This window comes from Rhizobium sp. ZPR4 (assembly GCF_040215725.1).
GTDB classification, from domain to species: Bacteria; Pseudomonadota; Alphaproteobacteria; order Rhizobiales; family Rhizobiaceae; genus Rhizobium; species Rhizobium rhizogenes_D.
On the sequence record NZ_CP157967.1, the window covers coordinates 2,243,291 to 2,263,493 of the forward strand.

Genomic DNA, 20,203 nt, shown 5'->3' on the forward strand with positions numbered 1-20,203 from the left:
GACCGGTATATCGGAAGATTACTTCAGCTGGTCAGCCTTGTAGTAACCACCATCGACGAGGATCTTCTCGTAGTTGGTCTTGTCAACTGCGACCGGGGTCAGCAGGTAGGACGGAACAACTTTGACACCGTTGTCGTAGGTCTTGGTGTCGTTGACTTCAGGCGTCTTGCCTTCCATCAGAGCGTTGACCATGCTGACGGTGACCTTGGCGAGGTCACGGGTATCCTTGAAGATCGTCGAATGCTGTTCGCCAGCGATGATCGACTTGACCGACGGGATTTCCGAGTCCTGACCGGTAACGATCGGGAGCTTCACGCCGCCGGTGCCGTAACCGACGCCCTTGAGCGAGGAGAGGATACCGATCGACAGACCGTCGTACGGAGACAGAACGGCGTCGACGTGAGCGTCGGTGTAGTAGGCCGACAGCAGGTTATCCATACGAGCCTGGGCCGTTGCCGGGTCCCAACGCAGCGTGCCGACCTTGTCCATGCCCATCTGGCCGGACTTTACGACCAGCTTGCCGCTGTCGATGTAAGGCTTCAGGACCGACATTGCGCCGTCATAGAAGAAGAAGGCGTTGTTGTCGTCCGGAGAACCGCCGAACAGCTCGATGTTGAACGGACCCTTGCCATCCTTGAGGCCGAGAGCGTCGACGATCGAGCCAGCCTGCAGAACGCCGACCTTGAAGTTGTCGAACGTTGCATAGTAGTCGACGTTGCCGCTGTTGCGGATCAGACGGTCATAGGCGATGACCTTGATGCCGGCATCGTGAGCCTTCTGCAGGACGTCGGACAGCGTGGTGCCGTCGATCGAAGCGATGACGAGGACCTTGTCGCCCTTGGTGACCATGTTCTCGATCTGCGAGAGCTGGTTCGGGATGTCGTCGTCGCCATACTGCAGGTCGGTGCCGTAACCGGCAGCCTGGAGCTGCTTGACGATGTTGTTGCCGTCATCGATCCAGCGAGCCGAAGCCTTGGTCGGCATAGCGATGCCTACCGTGCCCTTGTCCGCCGCGAAGGCAGGTACCACCAGCGTAGCGACGCCGAACGCAGCGCCGGCCATCAATGAGATAATGGATTTCATTACTCTCTCCCTTGTTGATAATGTGGCGGACAAAAAATGCCCGCCCGAAACTGCGGCAGGTTCCGTAGAAGGAATGATTTACTTCTAATTGTGAGAAACGAAGTAGGTCTCCTCCACGCTCTCACGGTTTATGAGCTGTACCCAGCGCACAATCGGCAAACTCGTACGATTTCGTATAACTGTCAAATAGAATAACTGGCTAAACATATACCAAGTTTGGTATAATGTTAAAAAATAGTACTTTTTTGCCGATGAATGGGAAATTTGGCCGCTATGGAGAAAATATATAACGATTATGTGAGCGATGGCATTGAGATTCATTCCGACAATTTTCGCGACGACGCACTGCTGAAAGCCGGTTTGAAGCTCAACCACCTGCGCATGATCGTCACGATCGAGGATCACGGGCAAATATCCGCGGCCGCTGAGTCCATGAACATGTCACAACCTGCGGCTTCACGCATGCTCTCAGAAATGGAGTCGATTGTCAAAAGCCCGCTTTACGAGCGCGTTGCCAGAGGCGTCATGCTGACCCCTTTCGGCCTTGCCCTGGCCAAGCGGGCGCGCAAGATCCTGCTGGAGCTACGCGAGGCTGGCCGGGAGCTTGGTGCCTTGCGGACCGGCAGGGGCGGCTCGGTCTTTCTGGGGGCGGTGACAGCACCGGCGATCAGCCTTGTCGTCCCGGCCATCCAGCGTGTGACACGCACCTATCCCGGCATAGAGATCAATATCGAGGTCGAGAACAGCAATGTGCTCGCGCGCGAGCTGCTGGCCGCCCGCCACGACTTCATTATCAGCCGCATCCCGGATGATCTCGATCCGCGCCTGTTCACCGCCCATGAGATCGGCGTCGAAAAAGCCTGCCTGGTGGTTCGCAACGGACATCCGCTGCTTGAAAAGGGCGTTGCCGGCCTGCATGATCTGGCGGGTTACGACTGGGTATTCCAGCCACCAGGAACATTGCTTCGCCGCAAGGTGGAGGATATTTTCCTCGCCGCCGGCGTGCCCTTGCCGGAAAACGTCGTCAATACCTCGTCTCTGCTTCTGACGCTCGCGGTGGTCTGCAAGACGGATGCGATCGCGCCGATTGCGCTCGACATGGCGCAATTCATCTGCGGGCAGACGTCACAGGCCGGCGAATCCTCTATCCTGCCAATCGATTTCGATATCGACGTCAGGCCCTACAGCCTCATCACCGCCCGCGAACGCGCCATGCCGCCAAGTGCGCGCCTGCTGCACGACATGATCCTGGAAGAGAGCCGGCATCTCTCGCCGACATAAATGCAAGCCATAAGCTCCGCGCCAACTTCCACTCCTATCAAGTTTGACGTGGAGATCACGCATGCTGTTCAAGCAATCATTGTTTCAATCCGTGCTCGACCGCCTCGACAGCGAAGAGGAGGTTACGGAAAAGGAAGAGGCCGCGCATCGCATCCGCGGCCTGAATGTGAGCTTTGCAGCAACGGTGCTCGGCGGCGAGACGCCCGGCGCACAACGTCCCGACGAAGCCTATCGCGACAATCTCGGTGACCCGATCATCCTGCCGGACCCGGAACCTGCGCCGCAAGAGCCGGAACCGCCTGTTATGCCCGAGTATCTCAGCCGAACATCACGGGAAGAAGTCGCTGCCGAGCTCGCCATCACCCCGGACCTCACGCGCGAAGCCCTGCAGGAAAAGCGCCGCAGCTTCGCCAAGGCCAACCATCCAGATAGCGTCGCCGCCCTCTTCCGCGAACAGGCAACGACGCGCATGATGCTCGCCAATCAGCTGGTCGACGAAGCTATACGCCGCCTCAGGCGGTGATTATTTCTTATCCTCCGACGGCGGCTCATCATCTTCTGCAGCATCGTCCTGCGGCCGGGCTTCGCTTGCGGCTTCGGGCGGTTGCGGCTTGAAATTGAGGAGCAGCATCCAGGCGGAATAGGCGCCGAGCGCGCCCGACAGCATCGCCCAAAATGGCTGTGAGCCGAGCGTTTCGACGGCTGCCCAGCCAAAGCAGACGGCCACGATGAGGATGCGCACCCAAAGCGGCTTGTAGATGGGATGGCTGGGATCGATCAGTTGCATGGGTCTCTTTTGCCTGTTCAAGAAGACATGTCTTTAGCGCATCATCAGGAAAATTGTGAAGCCGTCCGTATAAAATAAGGTTTTGCGGGCGGGTTTCAGCTAAGCCGGGATCCAACCGGAATTTTCAAAATTGTGAAGTCCATGCGGCTTGACGCCATCGCAGGAAAATGGAATGAAAATTCCATAGAAGTTTATATTCGGTCCATTTATTCCGAATCCAGGGAGGTAGAAATGACTGTCAGATTTGGTCTGCTCGGTGCCGGACGCATCGGCAAGGTGCACGCGAAGGCCGTCAGCGGCGATGCCAACGCCAAGCTCGTCGCTGTCGCGGATGCGTTCCCCGCGGCTGCGGAAGCGATTTCCGCCGCCTATGGCTGCGAAGTACGCACCATCGAAGCGATCGAAGCCGCCAAGGATATCGATGCCGTCGTCATTTGCACGCCGACCGATACCCATGCCGATCTCATCGAGCGCTTCACCCGCGCCGGCAAGGCCGTCTTCTGCGAAAAGCCTGTCGACCTCGACGTCGCCCGCGTCCAGGCCTGCATCAAGGTCGTCAATGAAACCAAGGGCAAGCTGATGGTCGGCTTCAACCGCCGCTTCGACCCACATTTCATGGCCGTCAAGAAGGCGATCGACGAAGGCCGCATCGGCACCGTCGAAATGGTGACGATCACCTCGCGCGACCCCGGCGCCCCGCCGGTCGATTACATCAAGCGCTCTGGCGGCATCTTCCGCGATATGACGATCCATGATTTCGACATGGCGCGCTTCCTGCTCGGCGAAGAACCGGTCGCCGTCACAGCGACCGCCGCAGTCCTCGTCGACAAGGCGATCGGCGAAGCCGGTGATTACGACAGCGTCTCCGTCATCCTTCAGACGGCCTCGGGCAAGCAGGCGATCATCTCCAACTCGCGCCGCGCCACCTATGGCTACGATCAGCGCATCGAAATCCACGGCTCGAAGGGCATGGTCGCAGCCGAAAACCAGCGCCCCTTCTCCATCGAAGTCGCCAATGGCGATGGCTACACCCGCCCGCCGCTGCATGATTTCTTCATGACGCGCTACACGGAAGCCTATGCCAACGAGATCGCGAGCTTCATCGCCGCGGTCGAAAAGGGCACGACCATCACGCCGTCAGGCGCCGATGGCCTGGCCGCGCTGAAGCTGGCCGATGCCGCGCTGCAATCGGTCAAGGAAGGCCGCCTGGTAAAGATCGACTAAGCAATCCCCGGTTCCCGTAGGGAATACCGTCCTCCCAAAAGTCCGCCGCGAAGCGATTCGCGGCGGACTTTTTCGTGATGCCCACTCCGCTCGGCGTCCAATATTACCTATGCAAAAACCGCTTGCGAATCACATAAGTACGTGCTTATCTGTTCGCATGATAGAGAATGAGATATTCCGGGCTTTGGCCGATCCGACCCGCCGGGCCATCTTCGAGAAGCTGGCCGCAGGCAGCATGAATGCCAGTACCCTGCGCGAAGGCATGGATATCAGCCAGCCTGCCATGTCCCAGCACCTTGCAGTTCTGCGGAGTGCCGGACTGGTCAGGGAAGAGCGACAGGGGCGCTTCGTGAATTACGAAGTCGACCCAGAAGGGCTTACCCTCATCGCCCAGTGGCTGGCGAAATATCGCGCCTATTGGCCCGCCCGCATCGAAGCTCTCAAGGTTTTGTTGAAGGATATGGATCAATGAACGATCTGAAGATCCCCTTGCGGGAAAGAGTCATCGAACTTGAATACGAGTTCAACGAGCCGCCGCAAAAAGTCTGGCGGGCAATCAGCACCCCTGAGCTTCGGGAAAGCTGGCTGCCGAAGGAAGCTTTGCCCGATCCCAAGGCAATATTGGTCACGCCGGGCGAAGAGGTCCGCTACAGACTGCGGGACGAGGCACCGCCCTTCCTCGAAAGCACGGTGACTTTCAGAATATCGTTGAACGCAAGCGGCGGCACGAGCCTGCGGATCATCCACGAGCTCGACGATACGCGGCTTCGTGAGACTGAAAAGACTGCGGCGAACAACAACAGCCTGACCGTCATGCGCGCCGCCTGAGGCGCTAGATCTATCAACAATTTCAAGAACATTGGAGTTCGCCGATGCGCGAAGCGATGCAACTCGTCCCTATGGTCGTGGAACAATCCAGCAGAGGAGAGCGGTCTTTCGACATCTATTCCCGCCTGCTGCGCGAGAGAATCATCTTTCTGAATGGCGAGGTCAACGACACCGTCTCGGCCCTTGTCTGCGCGCAACTGCTGTTTCTCGAGGCGGAAAGCCCGAAGAAGCCGATCAGCCTTTACATCAATTCGCCGGGCGGTGTCGTGACCAGCGGCCTCGCCATGTACGATACCATGCGTTACATCCGCGCGCCGGTGCATACGCTCTGCATGGGGACGGCCCGCTCGATGGGATCGTTCCTGCTCATGGCGGGCGAACCCGGCCAGCGCTCTGCCCTTCCCAACGCCAGCATCCATATCCATCAGCCCTTGGGCGGCTTCCAGGGCCAAGCTTCCGACATGCTCATCCACGCCGAGGAAATCAAGCGAACGAAACACCGCATGACACGGCTCTATGCCGAGCATTGCGGTCGCTCCTACGAGGAATTCGAACGTGCCATGGACCGCGACTACTTCATGACCGCCGAAGAAGCTCTGGAATGGGGCCTCATCGACCGCATCCTGCAGATTCGCGAGGAAGACCAGCCTTCAGGCTTGGCGGATTGATTCCAGCAACGCCGCAGCCGGCAGTATGGCAGTGTCCTGCACTGGCGTCGCTTCTCAACCAGCCTGGTCGCGCAGCTCCACGACCGAGGCTCCCCTCTTCACGATATCATTGTCGATGATCGAAAATGCACGGTTCAGATGCCCTTCGAAGACGAGCGTCGGCTCGTCGACGATAACGCGCAGCTCCGGCATGCCCTCCATACGCACGACATGCGATTCCGCCAAGCCTTCGGTTATGCCCTCTATTAACAGATCATAGTATCGTACGCCGGGACCGGTGATGACGATCGGCATCCGCTCGTGCAGGCTCAAGACACGCGAAAGGCCGTTGCCAAGCGCCAGGCCGGCCTGACGGAAGGCCAGCACGTTGCGGCGCCCGCCCTGCCGTGCGCTCGCGGCGATCTTGTCGAGCTCGGCGATCGGAACGAACTTCGCCGGGATCGTGTCGAGCGGCACGTCGAAGGCCATGCGCAACATGGCATAGAAACCGGCATAGGCCTCGATGCATCCGCGCGCGCCGCAGCGACAAAGACCGCCGCCCGGCACATGCATCATGTGCCCGAAATTCGGCGCCGATATCTGATGATTGCCTTCATAGTCCCGGCGCACGATGCCAAGCCCGATGCTGTGACCGAGTGACAGCGCCGCCATTGCGCGGAAATCACCACGCGTATCGATTTCTTCCTGCCGCCCGAGGGCCGCCGCCACCAGGAGGGTCTCGTTGCCGAGAATGACCTGCGCCGACCATTCGTCGCGAAGCACGGCGGCGAAATCGATTTCCTCACGCCCGAAGATCGGCGACCATCGCAGCACCTGCTCCGAAGCATCGACAAGCCCCTTGCTGCTGATCGATATCATCAGCACCTTGTCGCGCGGCAATTGCGAGCGGGTGACGATGCGGTTCAAGGCTTCGCGCAATCCGGCTACGAAGCGCTCGACGCCCGCGACATTCTGCTGCCTGTCCTCGGTAAAGCGGTCTATGAGCCGGCCGGTATAATCGACGAGGGAATATTGCACGGCATCCGACGAGATGACGACGACGATCAGATAGCCGCAATCGCGCCGCTGCGAAAACAAGACGCGCGGCCGCCCGCGGCCGCTGGCAGCCTGCTGTTCCGCCTTTTCGATGATCTGCGCCCGCTCCAGATCCGCCGTGATGACCGATACGGTCGCGGAGGAGAGCTTGGTAAAATCAGAAAGCTCGGTATGGGCAAGCGGGCCATGCCGGCGCAACGCCGACAAGACCAAAGCGCTGTTTTTTTGACGGACCAATTCGGTGCTCGATTTGGCCAGCATCGGCAAACTCCCTGCTCATTCAACCCTCCTCCGCGGCAGCCCTTGATAGCTTTTTCGGATGCCCGATGAAACCTGACAATGCGGGTGTTGACAGCTGAAAAAATCTCTGACACTAAATTTCTCGACTGTCGAGAAAAAAAGTCCAAAGCTTTTCTTGTCAGCAATTTCGCCGCGACCGACGGGAGTTCAGGATACATGCGGTCGCATTCAATCGGGAGGATCACATGAAAGCTTTCATCAAGCTGGCTGCGGGCGCGGCCATCGTTTTGACCATGCAGACGGCTGCCTTCGCCAAGGATCTCGTCGTCGGCGTTTCCTGGTCGAACTTCCAGGAAGAGCGCTGGAAGACGGATGAAGCAGCCATCAAGAAGGCTCTGGCAGCAGCCGGCGCCAAGTACATTTCCGCCGACGCCCAGTCGTCTGCTTCCAAGCAGTTGACGGACGTCGAATCGCTGATTTCGCAGGGCGCCAACGCCCTCATCATTCTCGCTCAGGATTCCGACGCCATCGGCCCGGCCGTTGAAAAGGCCGCCGACGAAGGCATTCCGGTTGTCGGCTACGACCGCCTGATCGAAAATCCGGCCGCCTTCTACATCACCTTCGACAACAAGGAAGTGGGCCGCATGCAGGCTCGCGAAGTTCTGAAGGCAAAGCCGGCAGGCAATTACGTCTTCATCAAGGGCTCGTCGTCTGATCCGAACGCCGACTTCCTCTTCTCTGGCCAGATGGAAGTGCTGAAGCCTGCCATCGACGCCGGCAAGATCAAGAATGTCGGCGAAGCCTACACGGACGGCTGGCTGCCGCAGAATGCACAGCGCAACATGGAGCAGTTCCTGACCGCCAACAACAACAAGGTTGACGCGGTCGTCGCCTCCAACGACGGCACCGCTGGCGGCGCTGTTGCTGCTCTCGACGCCCAGGGTCTTGCAGGCTCCGTGCCGGTTTCCGGCCAGGATGCCGACAAGGCAGCCCTGAACCGTATCGCGCTTGGCACGCAGACCGTTTCCATCTGGAAAGACTCGCGTGAACTTGGCAAGCGCGCCGCGGAAATCGCGCTCGATCTCGCCAAAGGCAAGACCATGGATCAGGTCTCCGGCGTCCAGACCTTCAACGGCGGCCCGAAGCATGTTGCCATGAAGTCCGTCTTCCTGACCCCGATCGCCATCACCAAGGACAACCTGAACGTCGTCATCGACGCCGGCTGGATCTCCAAGGCTGAAGCTTGCCAGGGCGTCAAGGCCGGCGCCGTCGCGGCCTGCAAATAAGCCGTCCTTGAACGACTGACCAATCGAGATACCGACGCCGCAGCGGCACCCCGTTGCGGCGTCGAATGCGGATTAGAAGCCAACAACTCTTCCTTGCAGTTGGAGATGAAGCTTCCCCCAGCGTGTTGCGCTATCGCAGACCCCTTGGCCCGCCGGATGGCGGTTTTGGGGACCGGACAAAGACCGGCGGACAGGCGATGACGCATTTTTTGAGATTGGCGCGATTGCCAGCGATAGCCCAGCATGCATCGCAGGCCGCGCCCGACAGAGGGAGAACGGCAAAGCGATGGCCGACATGACACAGTCCACCACATCGAGCGGTCCCCGCAATGCAGAAGCCGGCGCGTTCACCCGCTTTCTGCGTGCCACCGAAATCGATACCCGCCTGCTCGGCATGATCGGAGCGCTGCTGATCATCTGGATCGGCTTCGATCTTTATCTGCGGATCTTCGACGGCCGCGAGTTCCTGACCGCGAGAAACCTCTGGAACCTCTCGGTGCAGACCTGCGAAATCGCGGTTTTGGCCACCGGCATGGTGCTTGTTATCGTCACGCGCAACATCGACCTGTCGGTCGGCTCTCTCCTCGGCTTCGTCGCCATGATCATGGGCGTCATCCAGGCCAAGTGGCTGCCGCAATATCTCGGCTTCGACAGTTCCTGGACCTGGATCATCACCCTCTTTTGCGGCCTGATGATCGGCACGGCGATCGGCGCCTTCCAGGGCGCGATTACGGCCTTCATGAATGTCCCCTCCTTCATCGTCACGCTCGGCGGTCTTTTGGTCTGGCGCGGTCTTGCCTGGTACGTCACCAGCGGTCAGACCGTCGCGCCGATGGACTCCACCTTCGTCATCATGGGCGGCAGCGGCGCCACGGGCTCGATCGGTGCCACCTGGAGCTGGATCGTCGGCGTGCTCGCCTGCCTGATGATCATCGCCGGCATCGTCGGCTCGCGCCGCCAGAGAAAGCGCTTCGGCTTTCCGCGCCGTCCCCTTTGGGCCGAATATTTCCTCGGTGGCCTCGGCTCCATCGTGGTGCTGGGCACGGTCTACCTCTTCAACAGCTATAATTGGCCGGTTGGCATCGCCAAGCGCTACGCCACGGAACACAATATCGCCTGGCCGGAAGGCGGTCTGGATATTGCCTATGGCATTTCCGTTCCGGTTCTCATCGCGGTTCTGATCGGCATCGTGATGACCTTCATCGCCACGCGCCTGCGCTTCGGTCGCTATGTCTTCGCGATCGGCGGCAACCCGGAAGCAGCCGAACTCGCCGGCATCAAGACGCGTTGGGTTATCGTCAAGATCTTCGCGCTGATGGGCTTCCTTGCCGCCGTCGCCGCGGCGATCTCGACGGCCCGCCTGAATTCGGCGGTCAACTCGCAGGGCACCACCTACGAACTCTTCACCATCGCTGCGGCCGTCATCGGCGGCACGTCGCTTGCCGGCGGCAGCGGCACGGTCGCAGGCGCCATGCTCGGCGCGCTGGTCATGCAATCGCTGCAATCGGGCATGGGCCTCGCCAATGTCGACACACCGATCCAGAACGTCGTCGTCGGCATCGTCCTCGTAGTCGCCGTCTGGCTCGACATCGTCTACCGCTCGCGCGCCAAGTAAAAGGAATTCTGAACCATGACGGATCAAACCACTCCGCTTGTGGAAATGAAGAACATTTCCATCTCCTTCGGCGGCATCCACGCAGTCGACAACGCCTCGGTGGATCTCTACCCCGGCGAAGTCGTGGCGCTTCTCGGCCATAACGGCGCCGGCAAGTCGACGCTGATCAAGATCCTCTCCGGCGCCTACAAGCGCGACAGCGGCGATATCCTGATCAACGGCGAACCCGTCGATATCCGCAGCCCGCGCGACGCCAAGAAATACGGCATCGAGACGATCTACCAGACGCTCGCCGTCGCCGACAATGTCGACGCCGCCGCCAACCTCTATCTCGGCCGCGAGCTGCAGACCCGCTGGGGCACGCTCGACGACGTCGCGATGGAGGCCAAGGCCCGCGAAGTGATGGGGCGCCTCAACCCCAACTTCAAGCGCTTCAAGGAGCCGGTGAAGGCGCTCTCCGGCGGCCAGCGCCAGTCGGTCGCGATCGCCCGCGCCATCCTCTTCGACGCGCGCATCCTGATCATGGATGAGCCGACGGCGGCCCTTGGTCCGCAGGAAACGGCGCAGGTCGGCGAGCTCATCAAGCAGCTTAAGAAGGAAGGCATCGGCATCTTCCTCATAAGCCACGACATCCACGATGTCTTCGACCTCGCCGACCGCGTCTCGGTGATGAAGAACGGCCAGGTCGTCGGCCACGCCCGCACCGAAGACGTCACCAAGGACGAAGTCCTCGGCATGATCATCCTCGGCAAGGTGCCGCCAAAGGCTACCCCCGGCCCCGGCGCCATGCGGGAATGAGCCGAAACGGCCCGTGACAACAAGGCCGCGCGCCAAAAGCCCGCGGCCTCACCTCACCAAAACGTCCGATCTCACGCTTTCCTGAATTTTCCGCATTGAAGCCAAGCGCTTCCTAGGCTAAGAACCAGCCATCGGACAGGCGATTCAAACCGCCACGGCATGCACCCGTAGCTCAGCTGGATAGAGTGTTGGATTCCGATTCCAAAGGTCACAGGTTCGAATCCTGTCGGGTGCGTATCCCTTCTTCAACAAAAATGTGAACTTACCAATTTCTTTGGGCCTATAGAGAGTGGCGTTACGCTTAGCGCTGTCCTAAACGCTAGGCTAAAATTATCCGGATCGGAGTTTGATGACTCGCCTTTCGGCAGACTATTTATGTCTGCATCAAGCTTAAAGTCAGCCTGATCAACAGATGAGCGTGTTTGCTGCGCGCGTTTAGATTGCGCGAATCAATATGATTGTGCTGCATGTAAGTAAGTTAGAAGCGATTAGGTGGTCAGATGCCCAACGAGGACGGCGCAGACAAGTCACTGCTATCTATTAACGTCAACGACATTTTTGGCTTCGGAAAAGCGGCGGAGAAACTCTCCCCAACCGGCGCCAAAATTGTTGAAGGCCTAGCGAAAATTCTGGACCCCGCACTGAGTTCCGCCAAGATCTACTTGGAAGAACGCGCTCGAGGAGCAGCAATACGCCATGAAACGAAGAGCAATATTCGGCAGATCGCGTCGGTTGACAGCCTATTAGTAAGTGACCCCGAACTTGCAGAGCAGATGCGAAACCGGCTTGTGGCAACCGAAATGCGACGACGAGCCAACATCCATCAAACCGTCGAGAAAGCACTGACAATAGCCGCTGGATCAAATCATGACGAAATAGCGCAGAATCTTGACGAAGACTTCCTACAAGAGTGGGTTGAGGGCATCAAAGACGTTTCTAGCGAAGTTGTACAATCAGTGTGGGCGGCACTGCTGGCAAATGCGCCCAAACAATTTACGGGGCGCGTTTCCAAGCCAGCCCTGGAATTGTTAAAGCAATTTGACCAGCCAACAGCGGAGATGTTTCTAGAATTTGCTAAAGTATGGGCTGCGGTCGGGTATCCCAGCACTAATGCCCCCGCAAACTGGGCACCATTTGAAAAACCGATACATTTTCCAATTTTGGAAGAAATTGGGATCATAAAGAGCGTGGTATACCAAGCCTACACGTTACCGGGACTCGGATATATTGCACAGATAAAGGAAGCGCCGCAGAAATTTGGAGGGATCAATACCCTCCAGGTTTACAGTTGGGGCCACAGAGCCTTCGAACTAGGCCAATCTATTCTTCAATCTCCTTTTGAAATAGACGACGAACTGGTTCTTTCGGCCCGAAAGCAAAATATCGAGTGGCTAACCAATGATACATATTGGTCCCATGCCATCGCATATGATGAAAACGCCTACGCCAAGGGCGCCTACTCCTTTATTATTTCTCCCGTCAATCAGACTTACAACTCCGTTGAGGAAAACGTTCGCGCGTTAAGAGAAGATAACTCATTGGACGACGGTTGGCGCGAGGCCCTGTTATCGTTCGCTGAATCCGGTCGCTTGAAGGTCTACACGGCAAGTTAAGAGAAATAGAGCTTCAACACGACCAAATCCGATCGAGGCGATAGAAATCAGGCCGACAATGGGTATCTGCTCCCGGCGGCAGTAATCAATTCAACCCGCCTGCCGGCGGGAAGCTCCCGCCGTGCCGGCATTCGTTCTATAAGAGAACGGCTTTTCCACGACCTAATGGTTCTTGTTCGGCCCCTTGCCGGTGGTGAAACTGCAGGTCTTGATCTTGCAGCTGGGATCGTCACTCGTGGGAACGCTGGCGCTGGTCATTGCACCCTGGCCGAGGCACGACATCGAGTTCGTGACGGTTCGATTGAACAGCATCAGGCCCGGCTGGTGCGACGGATATCTCAGCACGATCGAGCCTTCCTGGGCTATCTTTTCATGCACGGAGGCACAGGTCATCGACTTCGAATTGTAGGCCGACATGGCCATGGCGTTGGTAGACATCATTGCAATTGCTGCAAGAGTGATGATCGTCTTCATGGGGCTTCCTTTGATGGCACCAAGTAGCGCTAGAAAGGATGAGATATCCCTTCATTAGCTTCACATTTATGACAATAAGCCGACTTCCCTTTGTCAGCTGTATGGGTTGCGATCGTGAACGATCGCTCGGCAAGCTCGTGGTTCAGATACGCTCGAGCTGACAGCCGTCTCGCCTTGCATCATGCCGATTGGCAGCATGCTGGCTCAACTAAATTTCCCAATCGCCTCGGAATGAGACAAGCAGGGCCTGATGCGAATACCAGGCCCCATTTCGGATGAAGGTCAAGCCAAGCCGACCAACCTCAGAAGGTCCGCTCGAAGCGCAGGATACCCGAGAAAGTATCATCGCTCGGCAGATCGTAGTGAACGTAGGTGAACTCCGGCTCGACCAGCAAGTTCTTGACTGGATTGAACTTTACGTTCGTGGTCGCTTCGAAGATCTTGGAGTCGGTATAGGCAAGCTGAACGTTCCACTTCAGCTTGTCATTGATCGGAACGCCGACGCCGCCCCACACGGCCCAGTCACCCCAGCCGCAATCTGCGCCGTGAACAACGCCGTCGGAAGTGGTGCAAGCCGAGACGTTCTGGTTCGAGCCGGCATACTGGTTGAGCTTGTCGCCGTCAGTGTTCCAGCCGCCCATCAGGAAGGCCGAGAAGACGCCGAAGTCGGCATCGATACGCGCCTTGATGGCACCCTCTTCGACGATGGAGTCATAACCGCCGACCACGCGGAACTGCCATGCGCCAGCCTTGTAGCCGAGACCGGCAACAACGTTCGGAGCGTAGTGATCGGTCTTGGAGAGCTGCCAGCTTCCACCATAGGCGCTGGTGGTCGTACCGGAGTTGCTGTCTTCGAGCGAGATGACGCCCGTGAAGCCCGTGCCGCTGTCGTAGTTGTAGGTGAGCTGGTTCAATTCATATGGACCGTCATAGATGACGTCGTCCTGGATAACGTCGCCGGCGTAGCCGATGAACTGGTTGTACTGCGAGTCCGTCTTACCGACCGTGAAGCCCGCGAGGTTGATGTAAGCCCACAGCAGGTTCGTCGTCGTGGCGCCGCCGTCGTTCCAGTCCCAACGGACGATGGTTTCGGTCTTCAGCGGACCATATTCGGTGTCGGTTGCGGTATTGAGGTTGAGTTCGGCGCGGGTATGCCACTTGGTGCCGAAGTTGCTGTCGCGATTGTAAGGATCTTTCCACTGGCCTTCGGTGCGGACCTTGCCGCCGACCCGCAAGCAGGTCTCCGTGCCGGGTATGAAGAAATAGCCAGCGCCGAACGCGTCGCAGATGCGCACATATTCCAGCGGCTCCGGCTCAGCCGCGACAATGGCATCAGCCGCGTGAGCACCGGATACGACACAGAGGGCCGCAGCGGAGCCAATAAGCAAGCTCTTGATGTTCATGGTAACTCCATTCTTCAAATGAACTTGCGCGACAGACGAACCTGGGGGCCGTTCGAGGTCAAGTTTCAGTGGCTAGTCCGAAGCACAGCGCTTCGCTTCCGAGCAGGAAGTTGCGATCACGATCTCGCTTTTACAAGGATCGAAATGAGGCACCCAACATATGTGACAGCATGTACATATACTGTGTTGCCTAAACGACGCACATGTGTACGAACGATGACAGTGATGTGACAAAAGCGACGATTTCCCAAGTACTTCGCCGGAATACGGTGCTGGACTGGTGGGGATGAATATTGGTACAATCCAAACAACGCAGACAGCAAATCCATCCATGGCAAATCGAGGCAGGATCATCATGCCGAAGATCGATATTGCAGCCGTGCCCGAAATCAAAGGCACGCGTTATCCCGCTCCTTTCAACGATCACTCCACCGAGCGCGTCCGACAGCGATTGGGCAATGCCGGCGGCCTCAAGGATTTCGGCGTCAACCTGATGCGGCTGCCGCCGGGCAACTGGTCGAGCCAGCGGCACTGGCATTCGGAGGAGGATGAATTCGTCTACGTGCTGGAAGGTGAGCTGACGCTGATCGAGGATGATGGTGAAACCGTATTGCGCGCCGGCGATTGCGCCGCCTTCCCGAAGGGTTCCGGCAACGGCCATCACATGATCAACAAGTCGAGCACCATGGCAATCTATCTCGAGGCCGGCTCGCGTTCGCCGACGGATCTGATCACCTGTTCGGATGTCGACATGATGAGCTCCAGCACGGATGGCCGTTTCGTGCACAAGGACGGCATGCCCTACCCTGACGGCTAAATCGGTTCGTCTGCATCAGCCGCAGTGATCCGGTACGAAAGAAGATGCGTCGGCGCGCCGTGCAGCATGACTTCGCGCTCGAAACCGAAGCCGCACTTTTCCAGCACGCGCCGGGAGGCGACATTGACAGGACGCACGAGCCCGACGACGCGCTTTGCTTGCAGATCGTGACAGGCGAAGGTCAAAGCCTCCCGCACCAGTTCCGTCGCATAGCCGCTTCCCCAATAATCGGGATGCAGGTGGTAGGAGAGATTGAGCCCTTCGAATTCCGTCGACACGGTAACGCCGCCAAATCCGATCAATCGCTCATCCGTTTCGACCGCCCAGCGACCGAACCCGTTCAAACGCCAGTGCGCGCGATCACGGGCCAGCCTTCGCGCGCTTTCCGCCGGAGAATCCGGCATCGGCTCGGGGCGGTGGGCCACAAGCTCCGGCCGGGCAAAGAGCGCGGTGACGAAATCCAGATCACGCTCTTCCGGCATACGCAGGACCAAACGTTGAGTATGCCGGATCATCGCGATCGCTTTCACTGAGGGTCAGACAGCCTCGTCCAGAGGCAGTGGATCGTAGCAGCAGGCATCCGTGGAAACGCCCATGCGGCACCCGCTGGCCTCCAGCGCTTCCGTCACCACTTCCACGAACAGGCGGCGGAACCACACAGAACGGCTGTCGGCCTGATCGACGCGCCGATAGAGCATCGTCACCGGATCGGCAGGCAGCTCGAACGGCGGCTCCGAAATCGTCAGATCGTGCAGCTGCGCCATGCAGCGGGCGATCGCCTCGGGAACCGTCGCGATGGCGGGAATGGCCCGCAGCGTCGTCGGCAGCGCGGAAAAGCGGGGAACCGTCGCCACCACCTGACGACGATGGCCGAGGCGTGCGAGAGCGATGTCGACACCGGTGGATATGGCGCCCTCCAGCGAAACGGTCACATGCGGCGCGCTGGCGAAATGCTTCAGGCTCAGCGGCGCGGCACATTTGAGATGCCGGCCATCGTAGATGCAGAGCGAAGCCTGTGCGAACAGGGGAGCCCGAACATGCCAGGAAGCTGGTTCGTCATGCACCGAGATGCTGAAGTCAAAGGCGCCCTCGTCCAGCAGGCGCACTGCGTCGCGCCGGTCGAACGCCACGCTGGTCAGCCGGGCATTCGGTGCAAGCTGGCGCAGCCGCGCCACCAACGGCCCGAAGAAGGACGATTCGAGATTGTCGCAGAGCCCGACCCGAAACTCGCCGTGCCAGTTCGCCGGATCGAAAGCTGCCGGCGGCCGAATGGCGCGCTCGATGCCGGACAGCGCATCCTCGATCGCCGGCGCGATCGAAAGCGCCCGCGGCGTCGGCTGCAAACCGCGCCCCACGCGCACGAACAATTCGTCATCCAGCGTCTCGCGCAGCCGGCGCAGCGCGGCCGAAAGTCCGGGCTGACCAAGCAGCAGCCGTTCGGCCGCTCGGCTCACATTCCGCTCCTGCATCAGCACGGAGAAGGCGAGCAGCAGATTGAGATCGATTTTCCGAAGAGTCGCATCATTCATCATCGTGAGTAATACCTGACATGGTTACTATCAATTTGCAATAGGGTTTGAAGATGTACATTTTCTCGTTCCCTGCCGCTTTCAACCTCCCAAGAGGTGGCAGCCTAGAAAGGAACGATCCCGATGACTTCTTCCCAAACTCGAAGCGGGGCGGGATTGGCGTTGCTGCTGCTATGCGCCGCCAATTTCCTCGACGCCATGGACGTCTCAACCATTGGGGTGGCCCTGCCCGCAATCCAGAAAGAGCTCGGCATGCAGGCGACCTCGCTGCAATGGGCCGTCAGCGCCTACGTGCTCGGCTATGGCGGCTTCCTGCTGCTCGGCGGCCGCGTTGCCGATCTCTTCGGCCACCGCCGCGTCTTCCTCTGGTCGCTCGGCGTCTTCGCCGCCGCCAGCATTGCCGGCGGCTTCGTCGATAGCGCCCCGACCCTGATCGCCGCCCGCCTGATCAAGGGCATCGCCGCCGCCTTTACCGCACCGGCAGCACTCGCCCTGCTCCTCTCGGTCTTCGGAGAAGGCAATGCCCGCGCCAAGGCGCTTGGCGTCTTCTCCTCCACCGGTGCTGCCGGCTTCGTACTCGGCATGGTGCTGGGTGGAGCCGCGACCCTCATCAGTTGGCGCGCGACGCTCGTGATGGGTGCTCCCGTCGCCATTCTGGCGCTGATCGTCGCCCCGCTCGTCCTGCCCGCCGACCATAAGCGAAACGGCCAGCGCGCCCGCTTCGACTGGGCTGGCGCCTTGACGATCACGCCCGGCCTGCTGCTCTTCGTCTTCGGTGTTACCAATGCCGCAGCCGACGGCTGGCAGGCCTTCGCGACCTGGGGCTCGCTCCTCGCCGCACTGATCCTGATCGTGCTGTTCCTGATCGTGGAATCGCGCCATCACGATCCGATGGTGCCGCTCGCCATGTTCCGCCGCGCCAAGCTGAGCCATGCCAATGCCATCGCCGCGCTGTACCAGGGAGCCTATGTCGGCTTCCAGTTCATCGCGACGCTCTATTACCAGACCGTCGTTGGCTGGTCGGCCTTTGCGACCGGCTTCGCCTTCGCCATCGGCGGCACCTGCGTCATGTTTCTGGCACCACGCTTTGCAACGATCGGCCAGAATCGCGGCACGACCCTGCTCATGACCTTCGGCGTGGGACTGCAGGCCATCAGCTATCTCTTCTGGGTGCTGTCGGTTGGACACATCGATACGATGGTGCTCGTCGCCATCTCGCAGATCCTGCTCGGCGTCGGCTATGCCATGACCTATCCGTCGATCCAGGTCGCGGCCCTCTCTGACGTTGGCGACGATGAATCCGGGCTGGCTTCGGGCATGCTGTTTGCTTCCTTCCAGATCGGCGGCGGCATCATCCTGGCGGCGGCATCGGCAGTCTTCAGTGCGGCGCCAAGCTTCGGCTGGAATCCTTACATCGCCGGCATCGGCTTCGTGACGATCCTTTCCGCCGCAATCACGCTGCTTGCCGCTGTCGGCCCGCGCTCATCCGCGACAAGGGCCGCGAATTATCAGGCTGCCGAATAACTCAAAGCAAGATGACCCGCCTCTCCGGCGGGTCAATCCTTCCTGGTGCCGGCAGCTTCGGCAGCACGGCGCATCAGGAAATCACGCTCCCTCTGATTTTCAGCAAGCGCGGCTCCCACCTCAAAGGCTCGCTGCGCTTCGTCGTATCGGCCGAGCTTGTAGAGAAGATCGCCGCGAACGCTCGGTAGGAGATGATAATCCTTCAGCGCAGGCTCGTTGCGGAGGCTCTCAATGATCTCCAATGCCGCCTCAGGACCTTCGGCCATGCCGACGGCGACAGCCCGATTGAGTTCAACGATCGGGGAAGGAACAAGCCCGGCAAGTTCCGCATAGAGATCGGCAATCCGCCTCCAGTCGGTTTCATCGGCCGTTCTTGCTCTTGCGTGACATGCGATGATCGCGGCTTGTAAAGCATAGGCCCCGCCAGCACCTCCAAGCTCCTGTACCCGCATCAGCGCCTTCAGGCCGCGCTGAATCTGCAGCCGATCCCAGCGGTCGCGATTTTGATCGAGCAGCAGAATCGGATTGCCGGCGGCATCCGTCCGGGCGGCGGTGCGGGAGGCATTGAGCTCCATCAAAGCCAGCAGCGCATAAGCCTCTGGCTCCTGCGGCGCCACGGACGTCAATATTCGCCCGAGCCGTAGCGCCTCATTGCACAATTGCAGCCGAAACCAGTTTTCGCCCCGCGCTGCCGTATAACCCTCATTGAAAATCAGATAGACGACCTCCAGCACCGAGGCGAGACGTCGCGACAGCTCCTCGCCGTGTGGCGTCTCATAGGAAAGTCCTGATTCCGATAATGTTTTCTTGGCGCGGACGATGCGCTGGGCGATCGTCGCTTCCGACACCAGAAACGCTCTGGCGATTTCCTCGGTCGTCAGGCCGCAGACCATCCGCAAAGCGAGCGCCACCCGTGCCTCGCGCGAGATCAGCGGATGGCATGCCGTGAAGATCAAGCGCAGCATTTCATCGCCGATATCGTCATCGAGAGGGGTGTCAAGATCGGGCATGATCTGCTCTTCCTCCTCCATCTCGCGAACGATCATCTCATGCTTCTGGTCGAGCATTCGCCGACGACGCAAATGGTCCAGCGCCCGACGTCTGGCAGTGGTCATCAGCCAAGCGCCGGGCCGCTCGGGGATGCCCGTTTCCGGCCATCGCTCCAAGGCGGTAATCAGCGCTTCCTGTGTCAGATCTTCGGCCAGCGGTACGTCGCGCAGCAATCGCGCCAAGCTGGTGATGAGCCGCGGTTGTTCGATCCGCCAGACGGCCAGGATCGCTCGGTGGGTGCCGGCGGCTGTCAAGGCCGCCCGCCCCGGCTACGAACCGAAAGCATCATGCCCTTGCTTCGGCAAGGGGGTCGCATACACCCTCGGCATTTGGCTCGAAATAGGCGCGCACTTCACACGTGCCTTCCCAGCCGGGCATGAAATCCTTGTGCAGCTGCATGAACTCGACCGCCAGTGCCACGGCCTCCTCCTTGCTTTGCAGCTCGAAGATCGCATAACCACCGACGACCTCCTTGGCCTCCACGAAGGGGCCGTCGACAACGCTCAGCTTGCGATCCTTGATCGTGACGCGCGCGCCGGTCGCAAGCGGCATCAGCCCGGCCGTATCGATCATACGGCCAGCCTTGATTTCCCGATCGGCAAGCTTGTGAATGGCTTCGGCAAGCTCCGGCGTCGGATGCATGAAATCGGTGGATGTGACGATAGACATGAAACGCATGGAAAATGTCCTCCGGAAGCGAGGCGCCGGCACCATTGCCGCTCAATAAACCCGCTCATATTGACGACGAAGCAGCTCTCTGGAAATCGACAGTCGTTTCAAAAAATTCGGACCATGGCCGAATATCGACAAATTCCACTCCCCATCCGCTTATCTCACCGAGAACGGCACCTTCCGACCGTTTATAGACGAAACACCTGGATCAAGCGACCCGACACGCCATCGCTTCGCTTTGTTGACTTCCCATAACCGTTGCAAGATGGTGAGACG

Annotated in this window: 21 protein-coding genes and 1 tRNA gene; 13 read left to right on the forward strand and 9 right to left on the reverse strand. The window is 59.3% G+C overall.

The window, feature by feature from the left end; genetic code table 11:
- Positions 1-18 precede the first annotated feature (18 nt).
- Positions 19-1,083, reverse strand: coding sequence for a multiple monosaccharide ABC transporter substrate-binding protein (gene chvE, locus ABOK31_RS11000; RefSeq protein ID WP_174180679.1), 1,065 nt, complete (start codon positions 1,081-1,083; stop codon positions 19-21).
- Positions 1,084-1,356: 273 nt separating this feature from the next.
- Here chvE and ABOK31_RS11005 point away from each other — a divergent pair, with 273 nt between their 5' ends.
- Together ABOK31_RS11005 and ABOK31_RS11010 are read left to right on the forward strand one after the other, a co-directional pair.
- Positions 1,357-2,364: a LysR family transcriptional regulator gene (locus ABOK31_RS11005; protein ID WP_349956052.1), complete on the forward strand. Its 1,008-nt coding sequence runs from the start codon at positions 1,357-1,359 to the stop codon at positions 2,362-2,364.
- Positions 2,365-2,425: 61 nt separating this feature from the next.
- A complete protein-coding gene (locus ABOK31_RS11010) occupies positions 2,426-2,887 on the forward strand; it encodes a hypothetical protein (RefSeq protein WP_349956053.1) in 462 nt (153 codons plus the stop codon).
- On the opposite strand, the gene ABOK31_RS11015 is transcribed toward ABOK31_RS11010, so the two are convergent.
- Positions 2,888-3,151 (reverse strand): hypothetical protein, encoded by a 264-nt coding sequence (locus tag ABOK31_RS11015; protein WP_174180685.1) that lies wholly within the window; start codon positions 3,149-3,151, stop codon positions 2,888-2,890.
- A gap of 231 nt (positions 3,152-3,382) precedes the next feature.
- On the opposite strand from ABOK31_RS11015, the gene iolG reads away from it, so the two are divergent.
- The 4 genes from iolG to ABOK31_RS11035 all read left to right on the forward strand — a co-directional run bounded on the left by iolG (position 3,383) and on the right by ABOK31_RS11035 (position 5,871).
- On the forward strand, positions 3,383-4,375 hold the full coding sequence (gene iolG / locus ABOK31_RS11020; protein WP_349956054.1) for an inositol 2-dehydrogenase: 993 nt from the start codon (positions 3,383-3,385) through the stop codon (positions 4,373-4,375).
- A 157-nt stretch (positions 4,376-4,532) separates the two neighbouring features.
- Complete coding sequence (locus tag ABOK31_RS11025; protein WP_174180763.1) at positions 4,533-4,847, forward strand: metalloregulator ArsR/SmtB family transcription factor; 315 nt, start codon at positions 4,533-4,535, stop codon at positions 4,845-4,847.
- The gene (locus tag ABOK31_RS11030) at positions 4,844-5,203 is read left to right on the forward strand and encodes a hypothetical protein (protein ID WP_349956056.1); all 360 of its coding nucleotides are present in this window, start codon (positions 4,844-4,846) and stop codon (positions 5,201-5,203) included. Before ABOK31_RS11025 ends, ABOK31_RS11030 begins: the two co-directional genes overlap by 4 nt.
- Positions 5,204-5,247: 44 nt before the next feature.
- A complete protein-coding gene (locus ABOK31_RS11035; RefSeq protein ID WP_174180691.1) occupies positions 5,248-5,871 on the forward strand; it encodes an ATP-dependent Clp protease proteolytic subunit in 624 nt (207 codons plus the stop codon).
- A 54-nt stretch (positions 5,872-5,925) separates the two neighbouring features.
- Here ABOK31_RS11035 and ABOK31_RS11040 read toward each other — a convergent pair whose 3' ends face one another.
- The gene (locus ABOK31_RS11040) at positions 5,926-7,167 is read right to left on the reverse strand and encodes an ROK family transcriptional regulator (RefSeq protein ID WP_174180693.1); all 1,242 of its coding nucleotides are present in this window, start codon (positions 7,165-7,167) and stop codon (positions 5,926-5,928) included.
- A 224-nt stretch (positions 7,168-7,391) separates the two neighbouring features.
- Here ABOK31_RS11040 and xylF point away from each other — a divergent pair, with 224 nt between their 5' ends.
- The 5 genes from xylF to ABOK31_RS11065 all read left to right on the forward strand — a co-directional run bounded on the left by xylF (position 7,392) and on the right by ABOK31_RS11065 (position 12,458).
- The gene (gene xylF / locus ABOK31_RS11045; RefSeq protein ID WP_349956057.1) at positions 7,392-8,432 is read left to right on the forward strand and encodes a D-xylose ABC transporter substrate-binding protein; all 1,041 of its coding nucleotides are present in this window, start codon (positions 7,392-7,394) and stop codon (positions 8,430-8,432) included.
- Positions 8,433-8,718: 286 nt separating this feature from the next.
- Positions 8,719-10,047, forward strand: a complete 1,329-nt coding sequence (locus ABOK31_RS11050) for a sugar ABC transporter permease (RefSeq protein WP_349956058.1) — start codon at positions 8,719-8,721, stop codon at positions 10,045-10,047.
- A 15-nt stretch (positions 10,048-10,062) separates the two neighbouring features.
- Positions 10,063-10,845 (forward strand): ATP-binding cassette domain-containing protein, encoded by a 783-nt coding sequence (locus tag ABOK31_RS11055; RefSeq protein WP_174180699.1) that lies wholly within the window; start codon positions 10,063-10,065, stop codon positions 10,843-10,845.
- Positions 10,846-11,006: 161 nt separating this feature from the next.
- A tRNA-Arg gene (locus ABOK31_RS11060) sits at positions 11,007-11,080 on the forward strand.
- Positions 11,081-11,345: 265 nt separating this feature from the next.
- Positions 11,346-12,458 (forward strand): DUF2806 domain-containing protein, encoded by a 1,113-nt coding sequence (locus ABOK31_RS11065; protein ID WP_349956059.1) that lies wholly within the window; start codon positions 11,346-11,348, stop codon positions 12,456-12,458.
- 162 nt (positions 12,459-12,620) lie between these two features.
- Here ABOK31_RS11065 and ABOK31_RS11070 read toward each other — a convergent pair whose 3' ends face one another.
- Positions 12,621-12,932, reverse strand: a complete 312-nt coding sequence (locus ABOK31_RS11070; RefSeq protein WP_234910094.1) for a hypothetical protein — start codon at positions 12,930-12,932, stop codon at positions 12,621-12,623.
- A 302-nt stretch (positions 12,933-13,234) separates the two neighbouring features.
- A complete protein-coding gene (locus ABOK31_RS11075) occupies positions 13,235-14,335 on the reverse strand; it encodes a porin (RefSeq protein WP_174172192.1) in 1,101 nt (366 codons plus the stop codon).
- Between the two features lie 355 nt (positions 14,336-14,690).
- On the opposite strand from ABOK31_RS11075, the gene ABOK31_RS11080 reads away from it, so the two are divergent.
- Positions 14,691-15,152 carry a cupin domain-containing protein gene (locus tag ABOK31_RS11080; RefSeq protein WP_349956060.1) on the forward strand — a complete coding sequence of 154 codons (462 nt, stop codon included), beginning with the start codon at positions 14,691-14,693 and terminating at the stop codon, positions 15,150-15,152.
- On the opposite strand, the gene ABOK31_RS11085 is transcribed toward ABOK31_RS11080, so the two are convergent.
- Both ABOK31_RS11085 and ABOK31_RS11090 read right to left on the reverse strand, forming a co-directional pair.
- The gene (locus tag ABOK31_RS11085; protein WP_349956061.1) at positions 15,149-15,667 is read right to left on the reverse strand and encodes a GNAT family N-acetyltransferase; all 519 of its coding nucleotides are present in this window, start codon (positions 15,665-15,667) and stop codon (positions 15,149-15,151) included. The genes ABOK31_RS11080 and ABOK31_RS11085 overlap by 4 nt on opposite strands.
- A gap of 21 nt (positions 15,668-15,688) precedes the next feature.
- Positions 15,689-16,684: a LysR family transcriptional regulator gene (locus tag ABOK31_RS11090; RefSeq protein WP_174172189.1), complete on the reverse strand. Its 996-nt coding sequence runs from the start codon at positions 16,682-16,684 to the stop codon at positions 15,689-15,691.
- A 120-nt stretch (positions 16,685-16,804) separates the two neighbouring features.
- On the opposite strand from ABOK31_RS11090, the gene ABOK31_RS11095 reads away from it, so the two are divergent.
- Positions 16,805-18,205, forward strand: a complete 1,401-nt coding sequence (locus tag ABOK31_RS11095) for an MFS transporter (protein ID WP_174172188.1) — start codon at positions 16,805-16,807, stop codon at positions 18,203-18,205.
- Positions 18,206-18,237: 32 nt separating this feature from the next.
- Here ABOK31_RS11095 and ABOK31_RS11100 read toward each other — a convergent pair whose 3' ends face one another.
- Positions 18,238-19,509 carry an RNA polymerase sigma factor gene (locus tag ABOK31_RS11100; protein ID WP_349956062.1) on the reverse strand — a complete coding sequence of 424 codons (1,272 nt, stop codon included), beginning with the start codon at positions 19,507-19,509 and terminating at the stop codon, positions 18,238-18,240.
- Between the two features lie 31 nt (positions 19,510-19,540).
- Complete coding sequence (locus ABOK31_RS11105) at positions 19,541-19,933, reverse strand: YciI family protein (RefSeq protein WP_174172186.1); 393 nt, start codon at positions 19,931-19,933, stop codon at positions 19,541-19,543.
- Positions 19,934-20,203: the final 270 nt, after the last annotated feature.